Origin of the sequence: Nocardioides soli, from assembly GCF_014191495.1 — a bacterium.
Classification (GTDB): Bacteria; Actinomycetota; Actinomycetes; order Propionibacteriales; family Nocardioidaceae; genus Nocardioides; species Nocardioides soli.
Window position 1 is genome coordinate 417,444 of sequence record NZ_JACHWR010000001.1, and the last position, 16,973, is coordinate 434,416.

Genomic DNA, 16,973 nt, shown 5'->3' on the forward strand with positions numbered 1-16,973 from the left:
CTTGTGGTCGCGCCCTCCTCCCGGACCCCCGGGGCCTCAGGTCGAGGAGCCCTCCGGAGCGCCCGCACCCGACCTGGCCGGTGTCGCCGAGGTCGGCAGCGTGTGGCTCGCCGAGGCGGCCGCCGCGGCGGCGTCGGCGAGGGTGCCGCGGGCCTCGCGGTGCCGGCCCATCACGACCGCCATCACGACGCCCGCGAGGCTGATCGCCGCCATCACCCAGGCGGTCGTGCCGAGCCCGGCGGTGAGGGCGACGGCGGAGCCGTCGCCGTCCGCGATCCGGTTCGCCGTCACCGTGCTGTAGAGGGTCGCCGCCAGCGCGGTGGCGACCGCGGCCCCGACGTACCGGGCCATGTTGGAGACGCCCGACGCCTCCCCGACCTGGTCGGCCGATACGGCGGCGGTCGCCGCGGCCGACGACGGCCCGTTCGAGAGGCCCATGCCGACGGCGGCGGCGACGAGCGGCAGGAAGAACGCGGCGTACTGCCAGGACGCGTCGGCGAAGCCGATCCACGCGAACCCGACCGCGGTCAGCAGGAAGCCGAGGCCGACGACCTGGCGACCGCCGACCTTCGCGGCGAGCCGCGGCACCAGGGGGGCCGACACCACCAGGCCAACCGTGGCCGGCAGCGTCGCGAGGCCGGCCTCGAGCGGGCTGAAGCCCAGGGTGCTCGGGTCCTGGAAGTAGAGGCTCAGCACGTACATCAGCGCGTTGATGGTGCCCGCGCCGATGAGGATCGCGACGGTGGCGCCGACCAGCACCCGGTTGCGCAGCAGGGCGAGGTCGAGCAGCGGCTGCGCCACCCGGCGCTCGACGGCGACGAACCCGGTGCCGGCGAGGATCGCCACCAGGATGCAGCCGACCGTCGCGGCCGAGACCCAGCCCCAGTCGCTGCCCTTGCTGAGCGCGAGGATCAGCGGCCCCAGGGTGAGGGCGACCAGCACGGTGCCGACGTAGTCGACCGAGCGCGGCCGGTCCGCGGCCCGCGAGTCGGCGACGGTCGCGAAGGTCAGCACCATGCAGCCGACCGCGACGCCGGCGTCGATCCAGAAGAGCCCCTGCCACCCGGTGAGGTCGACCAGGACCCCGCCGACGAGCGGTCCGGCGGCCGCGCCGACCGCGGCCGCGGCACCCCACAGCGACACGGCGCGCACCTGCTCCTGGCCGCTGTAGGCGACGGTCAGCAGGCTCATCCCGCAGGCGAGGATGGTCGAGCCGGCGGCGCCCTGGATCATCCGCCCGGCGATCACCATCTCCCCGGAGCCGGCCAGGGCGATCAGCACGCAGGAGGCGACGAAGAGCAGCAGCCCGGCCTGGAAGACCCGCTTGCGGCCGAAGACGTCGCCGAGCGAGCCGGAGGTGATGATGACGGCCGCGCCGACGAGCGAGTAGCCGGTGACCGCCCACTGCAGGGTGTTCACCGACATCCCGGTGTCCTCGCTGATCGCGGGCAGCAGGATGGCGACCGCGGACGTGTTCGCGTTGACGACCAGCGTGGAGATGCAGGTCGCCAGGAGCACGCCGGTGCGGCGGCCGCCCGTCATCGTGCGGCCGCGCCCTCGGCCGTCGTACCGGCGAGATGGACCAGCAGTCGCGCCTGGGCGATCACCATCTTCTCGATCTCGCTCGGATCGACGCTCTCGTCGGAGGCGTGGATGCGGGACTTCGCGACGTCCTCGGGGCCCCACAGGATGAACTCCGCCGTGGGGCAGGCGTCCTGGAGCGTACGCAGCAGCGGGATCGAGCCGCCGGAGCCGGCCTCCCCCGCCGGCTTGCCGTACGCCTCGGCGAGCGCGGCGCGCGCGGCGTCGTACCCGGGGCCGTCGGTGGCGCACCGGAAGGGTGGGGCCTGCTTGGTGCGTTGCACCTCGACCTGCGCACCGAACGGCGCGTGCGACTCCAGGTGCGCGACGAGCGCGTCGAGCTCTCGCACCGGGTCGGAGCCCGGCACGATCCGCATCGACAGCTTGGCCCTGGCCTCCGGGATCAGCACGTTCGAGGAGCCGGCGATGCTGGTCATGTCGACGCCGATCGCCGAGACCGAGGGCCGCGCCCACAGCTGGGTGCCGATGCTGCCGGTGCCGGCGAGCGTGACGCCGTCGAGGAGGTCGGCACTGGCCTCGAAGTCGGCGGCACTGAGGTCGGCGCCGGTCCACTCGCCGCTCGAGACGCCGTCGACCGCGACGTTGCCGTCCGCGTCGTGCAGCGTCGAGAGCAGCCGCGCGAGCGACATCATGGCGTCCGGCGCCGGGCCACCGAAGACGCCGGAGTGCAGCGGATGCTCGAGCGTGCGCACCGTGACGACGCAGGCGACGTCGCCGCGCAGCGCGGTGGTGAGGACCGGCTCACCGACCGCGAGGTTGCCCATGTCGCAGACGATGAAGACGTCGCACTGGAAGAGCTCCGGGTGCGCCTCGACGAACGCCTCGAGGTTGCTCTCCGTCTCCTCCATGCCCTCGAGGATCAGCTTCACCGTGCACGGCGGCCGGCCGTCGAAGATCCGCATGGTGCCGAGGTGCGCGACGAGGCCGCCCTTGTCGTCGGCAGCGCCGCGGCCGTAGATCCGGCCGTCATCCTTGTGCACGGCGGTCCACGGGTCCGACGTCCAGCCCTGCTCGGGCGGGGCCGGTTGCACGTCGTAGTGCGCGTAGAGCATGACCACCGGCGACCCCGGAGGGCCGGCCGCCTCGGCGTAGATCGGCGGATAGCCGGTCGGCACGTCCATCAGCCGCGCGTCGGAGAACCCGACCTCGCGGAAGAGCTCGAGGGTGGTGGCGGCCATCTCGTGCACGGGCTCCTCGGGATAGCCCGGGAAGGCCACCGAGGGCACGGCGACCAGCCGCTCGAGCTGGCCGACGAGCAGCGGCATCATCGCGGCCGCCCGCTTCTCGATCTCCTGCAGGTCCATCGGGATCTCCTGTTCTCGCGAGGCTCAGGCGACGAGCGAGCCGATGGCGGCACCGACGGCGACGGTGACGACGGTCATGATCAGCATCGGCACGAAGAAGCTGTGGTCGAGCAGCTTGCTGCCGAGCTTCGTCGTGCCGCTGTGGTCGAAGTTCGCGGCCGCGATCTGGGTGCCGTTCGCGGGCAGCGTGTAGACACCGCTGAGGGCACCGGCCCACATGCCGGTGACCAGGCCCGGCGAGAGCCCGGCGGCGAGGCCGATGGGCACGATGGTCCGGGTCGCGGTCGACTGGCTCGTCGTCAGCGCCGCCACCAGGAAGACCGCGAGGGCGAACAGCACCTTCCAGTCGGTGACCCAGCCCCCGATCGTGTCGATGATCTGCTCCTCGTGGGCCGAGATGAAGGTCGCGGTCAGCCACGCGATCCCGAACAGCGCGATCGCCGAGATCATGCCGGCCTTGAACACCGACTGGTCGGGCACCTCCGAGACCTTCGGCCGGCCGAGGAAGAGGATCGCGACGCCGACGGCGAACATCACCATCACGATGGTCGTGGTCATGTCGATCGAGACGGTGCCCTCGCCCTCGACCTCGAAGGCCGGCCGCAGGTCGGGGAAGAGGCCCAGGATGACGATCGCGACCACCCCGGCGAAGAACGCCAGCGCCGAGTTGCGCCCGGCGGCGGTGTAGGTCAGGGCCGTCGACGCGGGCGGCGTGTCGGCACCGGTACCGGCGCCTGCACCGGCCGAGCCGCTCGCCGGGCCAGCGACGTCGCCACCCATGTCGCCGCCGGCGGCCGCCGGCACCGGCGCGACCGTGACCGCCGCGCCCGGGGCGGCGAGCTCGCCGGACGCGATCTTCGCCTGCACCTCCGGGTCGTCGTCGAGGTCGGGCCACATCCGGTTCACCACCAGCGCGGTGACCACGATGCCGACGACGCAGGCCGGCAGCGTGATCGCGAGGATCTCGGTCAGCCCCAGGTCGTACGGCGCGACGTCGGTCAGCGTCAGCATCGCCGCCATCGCCGCGGAGACCGGGGAGGCCGCCAGCGCCATGCCGGACTGCACGACCGTCACCGTCAGCGGTCGGGAGGGGCGGATGTGGTTGCGGTACGACACGTCGTAGATCACCGGCAGCAGCGGGTAGATGATGTTGCTTGTCCCGGCGCCGATCGAGAACACGAAGGCCGTCAGCGGGGCGATCAGCGTGATCTGGTGGGGCCGCTTCTCGATCACCCGCGCCGCCATCGCCACCATCCAGTCGATGCCGCCCGCCGCCTGCATCATGGCGGCGGCCGTCACCACGGCGAGGATGATCGCCATCGCCGCGGCCGGCGGCTCGCCCGGTGCCTCCCCGAAGACGAACACGAGGATGCCCGTGCCGAGGCCGCCCCAGAGGCCGACCCCCACGCCACCGGCCCGGGTGCCCATCACGATGCACCCGAGCACGACCAGCGCCTCGAGCACGAGCTTCACGTCGTCTGCACTCATCACGCCTCCCCACACTTGACATCCGCGACCTGCTCCAACGCGCCCCATGCCTCGCTGACGGCGTCGATGCTGTCCTCCAGCAGCGGTCGGGCGGCGTCGAGCGCCTGCTGGCCCGCGTCGTTGGCCGCCGCCGCGAAGTCGTTGACGGCGGTGCGCACCGCCGAGATCAGGGTGTCCAGCTGGCCCTCGGCCGTCGCCTGCAGCGCATCCAGCTGGTCCTGCACGTCCTGGGCCCGGGCACGTACGTCGTCGACGGTCGCGGTGTCCGGGTCGAGCTCCGACAGCGAGTCGACCTGCTGGACGAGCTGGTCGTACTGGACGCACAGGTCGTCCTCCGCCCTGACCTGTGCCTCGCCGCAGCCCGCCGAGAGGGCCGCACCGACGAGGAGCACCATCGCGAGCCCGCCCGCGCGGCTCCGCGCGGACGCCGGCCGACGTCGACCTCTCATGGCGCGGGACGCTAGCGAGGGGCGGGGTTGGCGGGCACCACCCCGGGACGGGTGGGCCGGAGCCCGGTCGCCGAGGGGTCGCCGACCGCTCGAGTGCTCGCCTGGAGAATGGCCGCCGGACGAGGCGCGCAGCGGACGGTCGTTGACGGAGGATGCCATGGACAGGCGCACGGAGCTGGTGTCGGCGGCGAGCGACCACGTCGCCGAGCACGGGCTCATCGGTTTGAGCCTGCGCCCGCTCGCCGCTGCCATCGGCACCAGCGACCGGATGCTGCTCTACCACTTCGAGAGCAAGGACGACCTGGTCGCGGCCATCCTGGAGCACTCCTCGGGAACCGCGCTCGAGGAGCTGGCCGGGCTCGAGCCCCGCGCCGACGTGCGTGCCGCGGTCCTCGACCTCTGGCAGCAGCTCCGTGCGGGACGGCTGGCGGCCGACTACCGCGTGTACATCGAGGCCGCCGCCATGGGGCTCCTGGGTCGCGAGCCGTATCGCAGCGTCATCCGGGCGGGCAATCGGGAGTGGCGTCGCACACTGGCGCGCTACTTCGCCGGCAGCGGGGCCACCTCCACGTCTGCGACCCGGGTCGCCGCGTTAGTGGACGCGGCCCTGATGGGCCTGTTCCTCGACCTGCCACTGGACGACGACCCCCTCGTCGAGCGCTCGGTGCGGGACCTTGCCGACGCGGCAGCGGCGCTGTCCGGCGCCGGATAATCGACCCCTCGCCGTGGCGCGCCCCTTCGCCAACCTGGGGGCTGCCGTCCGGCCCCGACCGCGGCTAGCCTCGCGAGATGAGCGCGGAGCGCACCCTGCCACCACTCCCGGCCGACGCGTTCGATCGCGTCCTGTGCGTGGTGGCCCATCCCGACGACGTCGAGTACGGCACGTCGGCGGCCGTCGCGGCGTGGACGAGCCGGGGCGTGGACGTCGGCTACCTGCTGCTGACCCGCGGGGAGGCCGGCATGGACGCCAGCCACCCGGACCGGACTGCCGCGTTGCGCGTGGGCGAGCAGATCGCGGCCTCGGCCGCCGTCGGCGTGTCCGAGGTGGAGTTCCTCGACTACCCCGACGGCGTGCTCGTCTACTCGTTGGAGATGCGCCGCGACATCGCCCGGGTGATCCGGCGGCACCGCCCGGACGCCGTCGTCGTGGGTTCGTGGGAGGTGGAGTTCGCGGCCGGACTCAACCAGGCGGACCACCGGGTCGCCGGACTGGCGGCCGTCGACGCCGTCCGGGACGCCGGCAACCGCTGGGTGTTCCCCGAGCTGCTCGACGAGGGCCTGCAGCCGTGGTCGCCGCGCTGGCTGCTCGTCGCCGGCGACGAGCGGCCCACGCACGGTGTGGACGTCACCGGTGCCGCGCTCGAGGGCGGGATCGCGTCCCTGGAGGCGCACGGCGAGTACCTCGCCGGGATCGCGGGCCATCCCCCGCCGCGGGCGATGATCTCCGGCGTCACGGCGGTGCACGGCCGACGGATGGGGGTCGCCCACGCCGTGCTGTTCCGGGCCTTCGACTTCCACGCGCCGCCGCCGATCGCGGTCGAGGCCATGCGGCTCGCAGAGGCCGAGGCCGCGACGGGGCGCCCGGCCTCACCCTGACCGGTCGTCACCGCGACGGGTCGGGTGCGCGGTCGTCCAGCATCCGGATCGCCAGGCGCGCGTACTCCGCGGCCACCTGCGCCGGAGTCAGCGGCCCGTCGACCCGGAACCACGAGGGAAGCGCCGTGCACATGGTCGCGATCGCCCGGCAGGCGGTGCGCACCTCCACCCCGGGGAACGCCAGCGCCGCCTGCTCGTCGAGGAGATGCTGCACCTCGTCGCGCAGCGCCGTCACCCGGGCCAGGTCGTCGCCGGACATGCCGCGCATCTCGCTGGCGCCGATGAACGCGAGGTCGCCGCGCACCGCGTGGAAGAGGGCCAGCGACTCGACCATGAGCGCCAGCGACTCGACCGGGGTCCCACCGTCGGCGCGGGCGTCGAGCAGCCGCCAGCGGATCTCCGTCATCGTGACGTCCATCAGCGCGACCAGGATGTGCTGCTTGCTCGGGTAATGGTGGTAGATCCCGGCCACGCTGACCCCGGCCTCGGTCGCGAGCTCGCGCATGCTGGTGGCGTGGAAGCCCTGCCGGACGAACAGCCGCACGGACGCCGCGAGCACCGGGCCCAGGCCGACGTCGTCGAACCGGCGCCAGTCCCGGTCGGTCCGCTCGTGCCCGTCCACGATCGGCGCAGGTGCCGCGACGTCGCCGCTCATCAGTACGGCGGCGGGGATCCCCACCAGCTCGGCGATCCGCTGCAGCCGGGCCACCGTGACCGGCGCCCGCCCCGTCTCGAGCGCGCTCAGCGTGGCCGGGCTCACCCCGAGCTCCGCCGCCAGCCTGCGCAGCGACAGGCCCTTCGCCACTCGGGCGCGGCGGACGGCCGCCCCCACCTCATGTTCGGTCACACCGAACATGTTAGACCCGCTGGACAGTTGCTGAACAGATTCCGTACGATCACTCGGTAATGTTCAGCGCGGTAGAAGAGGTGCACATGTCCGGTGACATCCGCGACCTGGTCCGCCTGGACCGACTCGGTCCCCGCCTGGCCGAGGTCACCGGCGAGGAGGCGTGGCGGGACAGCCGGGCGGAGCTGATCAGCGGGGGGAAGTCCAACCTCACCTTCACGCTGACCAGCGCCGCCGGCGAGCTGGTCCTGCGCCGCCCGCCCACCGGAGCCCTGCTGCCGAGCGCCCACGACATGGGCCGCGAGGCACGCGTCCAGCGGTGCCTGGCCGGCACCGACGTCCCCGCCGCGCCGATCGTGCTCTACGACGAGGGCGAGCTGATCGGCATCCAGTGCTACGTGATGGAGAAGGTGCCCGGGCACGTGATCCGCGGCGAGCTCCCGGACGGGTACGCCACGACCGCGGCCGAGCGCACCCGGATGGCGTTCGCCTTCGTGGACACCCTGGCCGCCCTCCATGCCGTCGACCCGGAGGCGGTGGGGCTCGGCGACTACGGGCGACCGGCGGGGTTCATGGAGCGGCAGGTGCGGCGCTGGACCGGGCAGTGGGAGGCGAGCCGCAGCCACGACGTCGCCGAGATCGACGAGCTGGGCCGGCGGCTGGCCGCGGCCGTGCCGGTCCAGCGGCGCAGCACGATCGTGCACGGCGACTTCCGCACCGACAACGTCGTGTACGACGCCGCCGACCCGGGCCGCATCAACGCCGTCCTCGACTGGGAGCTGTCGACGCTCGGCGACCCGCTCTCCGACCTCGGGCTGCTCATGCTCTTCTGGCGCGACGCCGACGACGGCGACCTGAGCCTGATCCCCGGCGTCAGCCAGCTGCCCGGCTTCCCGAACCGGGCGAGCATGCTCGAGCGGTACGCCGCGGCGTCCGGGGCCGACCTCAGCGACCTGGGCTACTACCGGGCGTTCGCGCACTTCAAGTTCGCCATCATCGTGCAGGGTGTCGCGGCGCGGTCCGCGGCCGGCGCGATGGGCGGCCAGGACTTCGGCGACCTCGACGACGAGATCCTCCGGCTGGCGCAGGCCGGTCTCGACCACATCTAAGGAGACACGATGGACTTCGCCCTCTCCCCCAAGGCCCAGGATGCCTGCGACAGCATGTGGGAGTTCATGCGCGAGCAGGTGTTCCCGGCCGAGCCCGTGTGGGCGGCGTACCTCGCCGAGCACGGCGAGCACGCCACCCCGCCGGTCATCGAGGACCTCAAGACCGAGGCGAGGCGCCGCGGCCTCTGGAACCTCTTCCTGCCCCAGCTGTCGGGCCTGTCGAACCTGGAGTACGCACCGGTCGCCGAGATCTCCGGCTGGTCACCGGTGATCGCCCCGGAGGCGATCAACTGCCAGGCCCCCGACACGGGGAACATGGAGACGCTGGAGCTGTTCGCGACCCCGGAGCAGCGCGAGCGCTGGCTGGAGCCGCTGCTCGAAGGCCGGATCCGCTCGGCCTTCGCCATGACCGAGCCCGACGTGGCCTCCTCCGACGCCACGAACATCACCACGACGATCACCCGCGACGGGGACGAGTACGTCATCAACGGCCGCAAGTGGTGGATCACCGGGGTCGCCGACCAGCGGTGCGAGATCTTCATCGTGATGGGCAAGACCGACCCCGACGCCGCGACCCACCGACAGCAGTCGATGATCCTGGTCCCCCGGGACACGCCGGGCGTCAGCATCGAGCGCCACCTTCCGGTCTTCGGCTACCAGGACCAGCACGGGCACTCCGAGATCGTCTTCCGCGACGTGCGGGTCCCGGTCGACAACCTGCTGGCCGGCGAGGGCGACGGCTTCCGGATCGCCCAGGCCCGCCTGGGTCCCGGACGCATCCACCACGCCATGCGCGCCATCGGCATGGCCGAGCGGGCTCTGGCGCTGATGGTCGACCGGGCCAAGTCCCGGGTCGCGTTCGGCCGACACCTCTCCGAGTTCGGCAACGTGCAGGATCTCATCGCCGACTCCCGCATCGAGATCGACCAGGCGCGCCTGCTGGTCTACAACGCCGCCTGGCTGATCGACCAGCACGGCGCCAAGGCCGCGAAGTCGGAGATCTCCGAGATCAAGGTCGCGGCACCGGCCGTCGCGGTGGCGGTGATCGATCGCGCCATCGAGGTCTTCGGCGCGATGGGCGTGTCCGACGACACCGTCCTGGCCGGCTTCTACGCCTGGGCCCGGGTGCTGCGCATCGTCGACGGCCCGGACGCGGTCCACCGGCGCACGATCGCCCGCCAGGAGCTCAAGCGCATCCCCCCGTACCTCGGCTGACAGAGAGCAGGCACCCATGACCGCGAGCCCGGCCACCGCGAGCCCGCTCGACCGCTTCCGGCTCGACCACCAGGTGGTCGTCGTCACCGGGGCCAGCTCCGGCCTCGGCCTCGGCTTCGCCCGCGCCACCGCCGCCGTCGGAGCCACGCTCGTCCTGGCCGCGCGGCGGGAGGACCGGCTCACCGCCGTGGCCGACGAGCTGCGCCGGAGCGGCACCACGGTGCTCACCCACCGCACGGACGTGTCCCGGCCGGAGGAGTGTGACGACCTGGCGGCGGCCGCCGTCGCGGAGTTCGGGCGCATCGACGTGCTGGTGAACAACGCCGGGCTGGGTCCCGCCGGCGCCGCGCTGCGCGAGGACCCCGACGTGTTCGGCACCGTCATCGACGTGAACCTCAACGGCACCTACTGGATGGCCCGGGCCTGCGCTCCGCACATGCCCCGGGGGTCGTCGATCGTCAACGTCGCCAGCGTCCTGGCCCTGGTGGCCTCCCGCTTCCCACAGGCGCACTACGCGGCCAGCAAGGCCGGGGTCCTCGGCCTGACCCGCGACCTGGCCCAGCAGTGGTCGGCCCGGCGCGGGATCCGGGTGAACGCGCTCTGCCCGGGCTACTTCGCCAGCGAGATGACGGCGTCCGAGGGCGCGGAGCTGCTGCGTGGGATGGTGGCCGACCACAGCATCCTCGGCCGCTTCGGCGAGCAGGAGGAGCTCGATGCGGCGCTGCTCTTCCTGGCCTCGCCGGCATCGTCGTACATGACCGGAGGCTCCCTGGTCGTCGACGGCGGGCTCAGCGCCATCGTCTGACACGCCGCCTCAGGAGCGTCCGGTCACCGACCGCGGCCGCTCGACCCACGCCCGACCGCCCAGCGCGAGGGCGACCACGGCGAGCACCAGCACGCCCGGCAGCAGCCAGCTCGACGGAGCCGCCTGCTCCAACAGCACGAAGGTCCCGATCACGAGCACGAACCAGCCGAAGAGCGCCCGGAGCCGGTCCTCGGGGATCCGGCCGGTGAGCCGGCCGCCGACGACGGTGCCGCAGATCGCCACGGCGGTGACCGGGAGCGCGAGGTCCCAGGGGATCGAGACGGTGGTGAGGTAGCCGGCCAGGCCCGCCGCGGACTTCATCGCGATCACGACCAGCGACGTGCCGACGGCGACCGACATCGGCAGCCCGCCCAGCAGCACGAGGGCCGGAACCACGAGGAACCCTCCCCCGGCGCCGACGAGCCCCGTCAGCAGTCCCACGACAACGCCGTCGACCAGCGCCCGGGCCACCCTGAGCTCACCGGCGGCCGGCGCCACGCGCGGCCCGCGCAGCATGGCGACGGCGGTGGCGATCATCATCGTCGCGAAGGCCGTCAGCAGGAGCCGTCCCGGCAGGTGGCCGGCGACGAGGCCGCCGACGAACGCGCCGACCATCCCGCCCAGGCCGAACACCGCGCCCGTGCGCCAGCGGATCCGGCCCGCGCGGGCGTGCGTGACCGCGCCCACCGCCGAGGTCGTCCCGACCACGAGCAGCGACGTCGCGATCGCCTCCTTGGCGTCGAGGCCGGCGACGTACACGAGGATCGGGACGGTCAGGATCGACCCGCCACCGCCGAGGGCCCCGAGCGCGACGCCGACGACGAGCGAGAGCGCCAGGACGAGGACGAGGGTCATGCCGACCGGGTGAGCACGGGGAGACCCGCGTCGGCGGCCCGGCCGAAGTGGTCGTCGACCGCGACGACGTCGCGCCCCTCCGCCGCCAGCAACGACGCGGCAATCGACGCCCGGTAGCCGCTCTGGCAGTGGATCCACAGCGGGCGCCGCGGCAGTTCACCGTGCCGCGCGCGCAGCTCGTGCAACGGCACGTTCACCGCCCCGTCGATGTGCCCGGCGTCGAACTCCTCGGCCCGTCGTACGTCGAGGACGTCCACCGGCTGCCGCGCGAGGACGGCGGCCAGGCGGGGGAAGTCCGCCTGCTCGAACGAGCCCAGGGGCCGCTCGTCCCACCGCTCGGGCGAGCCCGTGGTCGCGGCCACCGGCCGCTCGATCCCGATGCGCATCAGCTCGACCTGGGCCGCGGCGACCTCGTCGGGTCGCGACCCCAGCAGCGTGAGCGGGGTGCCCCAGTCGAAGAGCCAGCCGAGGTTCGTCGCGAAGGCCCCGTCGAGGCCGACGTTGACGCTGCCGCGGACGTGACCGGTCGCGAAGGCGGTGCGGCCGCGCAGGTCGACGACCCACTCCCCCGCGTCGATGCGGCGCCGGATCTCCGCCGCCGTCGCCTCCCGGGGCGGCGTGAGGTCGCCGCGGCCGGGACCCGCCACGTTGAGCGGCGCGATGTGGGCGTAGTAGCTCGGCCACGGCCCGAGACCCGCGAGCAGCTCCCGCACGTACGTCGCCTCGTCGTCGACCAGCACCGGGTTCGTCCTGCGCTCGTCGCCGATCGTGGAGTCCACCGCGTCGGACTGGGTGGCCGAGCAGAACGACCCGAACCCGTGGGTGGGGTAGAGCCTCGCGTCGTCGGGAAGCAGCCGCCCGAGCCGGTGCGCCGAGCCGTGCTGCAGCCGGGCGAGCCGGTCGGTGTGCTCCTCGCCCAGCAGGTCCGGCCGGCCGGTCGAGCCGTAGAGCAGGGAGCCGCCGGAGAACACCGCTCGCCCCAGGTCGGCGTCCCGGTCCCGCAGCACGTAGGAGAGGTGGTGGAACGTGTGGCCCGGAGTGGCGACCACCTCCACCCGCATCCGGTCTCCGACCTCGAGGAGCTGTCCGTCGCGCAACGGCTCCCGGTCGAAGGCGACCTCGTCGGCGCCGTTGAGCAGGTACGCCGCACCGGTCTCGCGGGCCAGGGTCAGGCCGCCGGTGACGTAGTCGTTGTGGACGTGCGTCTCGAAGACGTGGGTCAGCGACAGCCGCTCGCGGTCCAGCACCTCGAGCACCCGGTCGATGTCGCGCTGCGGGTCGACCACGAACGCGACCGACCCGTCGTGCACCAGGTAGCTGCGGTCCCCGAGGCTGGAGGTCTCGACGGTGACGACGTGGAGCCCCGCGGTGGTCCGGTGCCGGTCGACACCCGTCGCGCTCATGCCCGGCCCCCCTCGTCGACGCACGCCAGCACGGTCTCCGCGAGCATCGGCAGCGTGGCCGGCCGGGCACCCACGGCGTCCTCGACCGCGCTGGCCAGGGTGGCCGCGCACGGACCGATCGGCGGCTCGCCGATACCGCGGGCGTGGAACGGGCCCACGCCCTCACCGGACTCGAGGATCGCCACCTCGATCTCCGGGCAGTCGGCGGCGGTCGGGATGGCGTACTGGTAGAACGCGCCGGTCAGGTTGACGCCCTCGTCGTACACGATCCGCTCCGTCAGCGCGTAGCCGATGCCCTGGACGACCGCACCCTGGATCTGGCCGCGGACGCTCAGCGGGTTGATGGCCCGACCCACGTCGTGGGCGGCCACGTAGCGCAGCGGCCGCACCTGCCCGGTGCGGGTGTCGACCTCGACGTACGCCGCGTGCGCACCGAAGGTGAAGTCCGGCACGATCCGCTCGGAGTCGACCAGCTCGGTCACCGGCTCGCCCGTCGGCGCGAAGTAGGTCCGCATCGCGTTGATCGCGACCCCGGACGCCAGGCACATGGCCACCACCTCGGCCAGCGGCACCACGCCGCCCGGGGTGAGCACGCCGCCCTCGGTGAGCGTCAGCTCCGACACGGGCTGCCCGGTGCCCTGCGCCACGCCTTCGAGCAGCTGGCCGCGCAGCTCCTCGGCCGCGGACAGCACGGCGTTGCCGGACATGTACAGCTGGCGGGTGGCCGTGGTGCGTCCCGCCAACGGTGTGCGTGCGCTGTCGCCGAAGTGCACCGTGACGCTGTCCATCGGCACATGCAGCACCTCGGCGGCGATCTGCGCGAGCGACGAGACCTGGCCGCCGCCCACGTCCGGGACGCCGCAGCGCACGACGACGCCGCCGTCGCGCTCGCAGCCCACCCACGCCGACGCGGAGTCGTTCATCCAGGCGACCCGGCCGTAGGGCTGCACGTTGCAGGCCAGCCCGAGTCCGACCCGGTGCTCCGGGGACGACGGCTCCGGTCGCGGGCCGATCGCCTCCAGCACCGCGTCGATGCACTGCGGCAGCCACACCGCGGTCTCGATCCGCTGGCCCGCCGGGATCCGGTCACCGACGACGAAGGCGTTGGCCTTGCGCACCTCGACCCGGTCCCGGCCCGCGGCGTCGGCGACCCTGTCGATCTGGGCCTCGTAGGCGAGCACGGGCTGCATCCCGCCGAAGCCGCGGAACGCCGAGCCCGGCGTGTTGTTCGTGTACGCCGCGCGCGAGTGCACCCGCACGTTGTCACAGCGGTAGGGCCCGGCGGCGTTCAGCGTGATGTAGAGCAGCACGAAGCCGCTCAGCAGCGGGTAGGCGCCCGCATCGGAGACGATCTCGATGTCGTGGGCCAGCAACGTGCCGTCCGCGGCCGCCGCCGTGCGGTAGCGCATCCGCACCGGGTGCCGCTTGGCCCGCGCGGTCAGCGACTCCTGGCGGCTCCACACCATCTTGACCGGCCGCCCGGTCCGCTGCACCGCCAGCGCGATGTAGGGCTCGACGGTCATGTCCTCCTTGCCGCCGAAGCCGCCGCCGAGGTACGGCGCCTGCACCCGGACCTTGGAGTCCGGCAACCCGACGATGTGGGCGATCCGCCGGTAGTGCTCGATCTCCTGGGTGGAGGCCTTGATGTTGATGACGCCTTCGTCGTCCAGCCAGCCGATGCCGGTCTCGAGCTCCAGGTAGGCATGGTCGACGACCTGCGCCTCGTAGCTGCCCTCGACCACGATCGGGGCCTCGGCGAACGCGCGGTCGACGTCTCCCCGGTCGATGCGCCACTGGCTGAGCAGGTTGCCACCCTCGTGCACCTCCGGCGATCCCGGCTCCAGTGCCCGCTCCGGGTCGGAGACGACTGGGAGCACGTCGTACTCCACCTCGACGAGCGCCTCCGCCGCGGCGAGCGCGCGCGGGCTCTCGGCCACGATCAGGGCGACCGGCTCGCCGTGGTAGCGCACCCGCTCGACGGCGAGCACCCATGACGGCGGCAGCGGCCGGCCCTTGATGCCCGCGGTGTTGGTCGGGATCTCGTTGTTCGGCACGTCCTCGCCGAAGAGCACCGCGACCACACCCGGCACCTGGAGGGCCGCGGACGCGTCCCGCGAGACGATCCGCGCCGACGGCACGGGCGAGCGCACCAGTCGGGCGTGGAGCTGCCCGGCGATGTCGACGTCGCCGGCGTACCGGGTCCGGCCGCGCAGCTTCTCGTGGGAGTCGCGGCGCGGCACCGCCTGGTTGACGACACGGGTAGTCGAGGCCGTCCGGCTCGAGAGCGTCTCGGTCATCGCGTCGCCCCCTCTGCGGCCGCGTCGACCACCGCATCGACGATCGCCTGGTAGCCCGTGCAGCGGCAGAGATTGCCGTGCAGGTGCTCGCGCACGACGGCGGGCGTGACCTCGACACCGGACCGCAGCAGCTCGACGGCGGACATCAGCATCCCCTGGGTGCAGAAGCCGCACTGCGCGGCACCGGTCTCCCAGAACTTCGCCTGCAGTGGACTGAGCTCCTCGCCGTCGGCGAGGGAGGCACTGGTCTCCACCGCGGCCCCGTCGACCTGGACCGCGAGCGTCGTGCAGCCCGTTGCCGCACGGCCGTCGACGAGGACCGTGCAGGTGCCGCAGGTGCCTTCGTTGCAGCCCTCCTTCACCTCGTACGCGTGCGCCTGCTCACGCAACCAGCGCACCAACGTGGTGTCGGCCGGCGCCCGGCCGGTCACCTCCGCGCCGTTGAGCGTGATCGTCGTCTCCGCGGTGCCCATGCCGCCGGTCATCAGTGGTCCCTCCTCGCATCGGCGCAGGCCTCCCGGACCGCGCGCACCGCCATCGCCTCGATCAGTCGGGCCCGCTCCGACGCCGCGCAGTACGGGTCGTCGGCCACGTCGAGCTCCCCAGCGAGTCCGGTGATCGACCGAACGCCCTCCTCCACGGTCAGGCCGGTCAGCCGCCGCTCGACGGCGTCCAGGCGCAGCGGCCGGTCGGCCGCGCCGGTCACCCCGATCGCCACGCTGCTGATCCGTCCGCCGTCCAGGGCGACACCCGCGGCGGCGGACGCCAGCGCGAAGTCCCCGGACCTGCGGGAGTACTCCTGGAAGCCCCAGCCGTGCCCGGGACGGAGCGGCACCCGGACCGCCGTGACCAGCTCGCCGGGCGCGAGATCGGTCTGGTAGTAGCCCAGGGAGAAGGCGCGCGCCGGGCGCCACTCGGCGCCGGCCCGGCTCTCGACCTGGTAGTCGGCGTCGAGCACATGGCAGCTCACCGGCAGCTCGGCGGCGGCGTCGCCGTGCGCGACCGAGCCCCCGATGGTGCCCCGGTTGCGGATCCGCTGGCTGCCGATGTGAGCGGCCGCGCGGGCCAGCAACGGCGCGTGCTCGGCGATCACGGGGTCGCTGGTCAGCTCCGCGTGCGTGACCGCGGCGCCGATGACCAGATGGTCACCCTCCACGCCGACGCTGCGCAGCCCCGGGATCGCGGAGACGTCGACGAGGAACGCCGGGGCCGCGAGCCCCAGGTTCATCATCGGCACCAGGCTCTGGCCACCGGAGATCGGTCGGGCGTCCTCGCCGCCCTCGGCCAGCAGGACGATCGCCTCGGGGACGCTGCGGGCCCGCTCGTAGGCCATCGAGGTCAGCACGTCGGACATCAGCGTCCCCCACTCCGCCGACCGACGCGGCCCAGCAGGATGCCGACGACCACCGCCACCGCGACGGCTGCGACGCCGGCGAGCACCTTCGTCGACACCGGCGAGGCGTCCAGCAGGTTGATCGGCTCGACGGGTTCGACCGGCGGGGCGGGCGGCGACGTGTCGCCGGGGCGGCCGGCGTCCGCGGGCCGGGTCGCCGGCTCCTCCAGCCTGGCCGCGAGGCAGTCGGCGAACTGGCCCATCAGCTTCGCGCTCAGCTCCTTGATCGGTCCCTGGCCGAGCTGGGCCACCCGGCCGGTGAGCCCGAGGTCCGTGGCCAGGCACACCTGCGTGCCGCCGGGGGCCTCGGCCAGCGAGGCCTTGATCGTCGCCTTCACCGTCCCGCCGCCACGGCCGTCGCGGCCGCCGGCCTCGATCGTGGCGATCATGCTCTCGTCGTCCTTGACCACGAACGCCGCCTCCCCGGCGTAGCTCATGTTCATCGGGCCGATGCGGAGCGCGACCCGCCCGGTGAGCGTGTCTCCCGCCACCGACTCCACCGTCGCACCGGGCAGGCACGGGGCCACCCGACCGAGGTCGGTGAGGAACTCCCAGGCCCGCTCCGGGGTCGCGGGGACGGTGAACTGGTTGTCGATGCGCACGCTGGCTC

General features: G+C 73.3%; 16 protein-coding genes. 5 read left to right on the top strand and 11 right to left on the bottom strand.

Features of this window, described 5'->3' with window-relative positions; genetic code table 11:
• Window positions 1-36 precede the first annotated feature (36 nt).
• The 4 genes from FHU40_RS02025 to FHU40_RS02040 are packed head-to-tail and all read right to left on the bottom strand — an operon-like array spanning window position 37 to window position 4,843.
• The gene (locus tag FHU40_RS02025; protein ID WP_183590617.1) at window positions 37-1,542 is read right to left on the bottom strand and encodes an MFS transporter; all 1,506 of its coding nucleotides are present in this window, start codon (window positions 1,540-1,542) and stop codon (window positions 37-39) included.
• Window positions 1,539-2,906 (bottom strand): M20/M25/M40 family metallo-hydrolase, encoded by a 1,368-nt coding sequence (locus FHU40_RS02030; protein ID WP_183590618.1) that lies wholly within the window; start codon window positions 2,904-2,906, stop codon window positions 1,539-1,541. The genes FHU40_RS02025 and FHU40_RS02030 overlap by 4 nt, the downstream gene beginning before the upstream one ends.
• 24 nt (window positions 2,907-2,930) lie before the next feature.
• Window positions 2,931-4,394, bottom strand: a complete 1,464-nt coding sequence (locus FHU40_RS02035) for an anaerobic C4-dicarboxylate transporter family protein (protein WP_183590619.1) — start codon at window positions 4,392-4,394, stop codon at window positions 2,931-2,933.
• Window positions 4,394-4,843 carry a hypothetical protein gene (locus FHU40_RS02040; RefSeq protein ID WP_183590620.1) on the bottom strand — a complete coding sequence of 150 codons (450 nt, stop codon included), beginning with the start codon at window positions 4,841-4,843 and terminating at the stop codon, window positions 4,394-4,396. The genes FHU40_RS02035 and FHU40_RS02040 overlap by 1 nt, the downstream gene beginning before the upstream one ends.
• 157 nt (window positions 4,844-5,000) lie before the next feature.
• Between FHU40_RS02040 and FHU40_RS02045 the strand changes: the two genes are divergently transcribed.
• The gene (locus FHU40_RS02045; protein WP_183590621.1) at window positions 5,001-5,555 is read left to right on the top strand and encodes a TetR/AcrR family transcriptional regulator; all 555 of its coding nucleotides are present in this window, start codon (window positions 5,001-5,003) and stop codon (window positions 5,553-5,555) included.
• A 77-nt stretch (window positions 5,556-5,632) separates the two neighbouring features.
• Window positions 5,633-6,439 carry a PIG-L deacetylase family protein gene (locus tag FHU40_RS02050; protein WP_183590622.1) on the top strand — a complete coding sequence of 269 codons (807 nt, stop codon included), beginning with the start codon at window positions 5,633-5,635 and terminating at the stop codon, window positions 6,437-6,439.
• A 7-nt stretch (window positions 6,440-6,446) separates the two neighbouring features.
• Here the strand turns inward: FHU40_RS02050 and FHU40_RS02055 are convergent, their stop codons facing one another.
• A complete protein-coding gene (locus tag FHU40_RS02055; RefSeq protein ID WP_343057680.1) occupies window positions 6,447-7,286 on the bottom strand; it encodes a TetR-type transcription factor C-terminal domain-containing protein in 840 nt (279 codons plus the stop codon).
• Between the two features lie 86 nt (window positions 7,287-7,372).
• Here FHU40_RS02055 and FHU40_RS02060 point away from each other — a divergent pair, with 86 nt between their 5' ends.
• The 3 genes from FHU40_RS02060 to FHU40_RS02070 are packed head-to-tail and all read left to right on the top strand — an operon-like array spanning window position 7,373 to window position 10,415.
• Window positions 7,373-8,395, top strand: coding sequence for a phosphotransferase family protein (locus tag FHU40_RS02060; RefSeq protein WP_183590624.1), 1,023 nt, complete (start codon window positions 7,373-7,375; stop codon window positions 8,393-8,395).
• A 9-nt stretch (window positions 8,396-8,404) separates the two neighbouring features.
• A complete protein-coding gene (locus tag FHU40_RS02065; RefSeq protein WP_183590625.1) occupies window positions 8,405-9,610 on the top strand; it encodes an acyl-CoA dehydrogenase family protein in 1,206 nt (401 codons plus the stop codon).
• Between the two features lie 16 nt (window positions 9,611-9,626).
• Window positions 9,627-10,415, top strand: coding sequence for an SDR family NAD(P)-dependent oxidoreductase (locus FHU40_RS02070; protein WP_183590626.1), 789 nt, complete (start codon window positions 9,627-9,629; stop codon window positions 10,413-10,415).
• 9 nt (window positions 10,416-10,424) lie between these two features.
• On the opposite strand, the gene FHU40_RS02075 is transcribed toward FHU40_RS02070, so the two are convergent.
• Genes FHU40_RS02075 through FHU40_RS02100 form a run of 6 tightly spaced genes read right to left on the bottom strand, consistent with a single transcriptional unit; the run spans window position 10,425 to window position 16,965 of the window.
• Window positions 10,425-11,270, bottom strand: a complete 846-nt coding sequence (locus FHU40_RS02075; protein ID WP_183590627.1) for a sulfite exporter TauE/SafE family protein — start codon at window positions 11,268-11,270, stop codon at window positions 10,425-10,427.
• A complete protein-coding gene (locus FHU40_RS02080; RefSeq protein ID WP_183590628.1) occupies window positions 11,267-12,673 on the bottom strand; it encodes an MBL fold metallo-hydrolase in 1,407 nt (468 codons plus the stop codon). The genes FHU40_RS02075 and FHU40_RS02080 overlap by 4 nt, the downstream gene beginning before the upstream one ends.
• Complete coding sequence (locus tag FHU40_RS02085; RefSeq protein WP_183590629.1) at window positions 12,670-14,970, bottom strand: xanthine dehydrogenase family protein molybdopterin-binding subunit; 2,301 nt, start codon at window positions 14,968-14,970, stop codon at window positions 12,670-12,672. Before FHU40_RS02085 ends, FHU40_RS02080 begins: the two co-directional genes overlap by 4 nt.
• The gene (locus FHU40_RS02090; protein ID WP_215527054.1) at window positions 14,967-15,455 is read right to left on the bottom strand and encodes a (2Fe-2S)-binding protein; all 489 of its coding nucleotides are present in this window, start codon (window positions 15,453-15,455) and stop codon (window positions 14,967-14,969) included. The genes FHU40_RS02085 and FHU40_RS02090 overlap by 4 nt, the downstream gene beginning before the upstream one ends.
• On the bottom strand, window positions 15,455-16,324 hold the full coding sequence (locus FHU40_RS02095) for an FAD binding domain-containing protein (RefSeq protein WP_183590630.1): 870 nt from the start codon (window positions 16,322-16,324) through the stop codon (window positions 15,455-15,457). The genes FHU40_RS02090 and FHU40_RS02095 overlap by 1 nt, the downstream gene beginning before the upstream one ends.
• Window positions 16,324-16,965: an SRPBCC domain-containing protein gene (locus tag FHU40_RS02100; RefSeq protein WP_183590631.1), complete on the bottom strand. Its 642-nt coding sequence runs from the start codon at window positions 16,963-16,965 to the stop codon at window positions 16,324-16,326. The genes FHU40_RS02095 and FHU40_RS02100 overlap by 1 nt, the downstream gene beginning before the upstream one ends.
• Window positions 16,966-16,973: the final 8 nt, after the last annotated feature.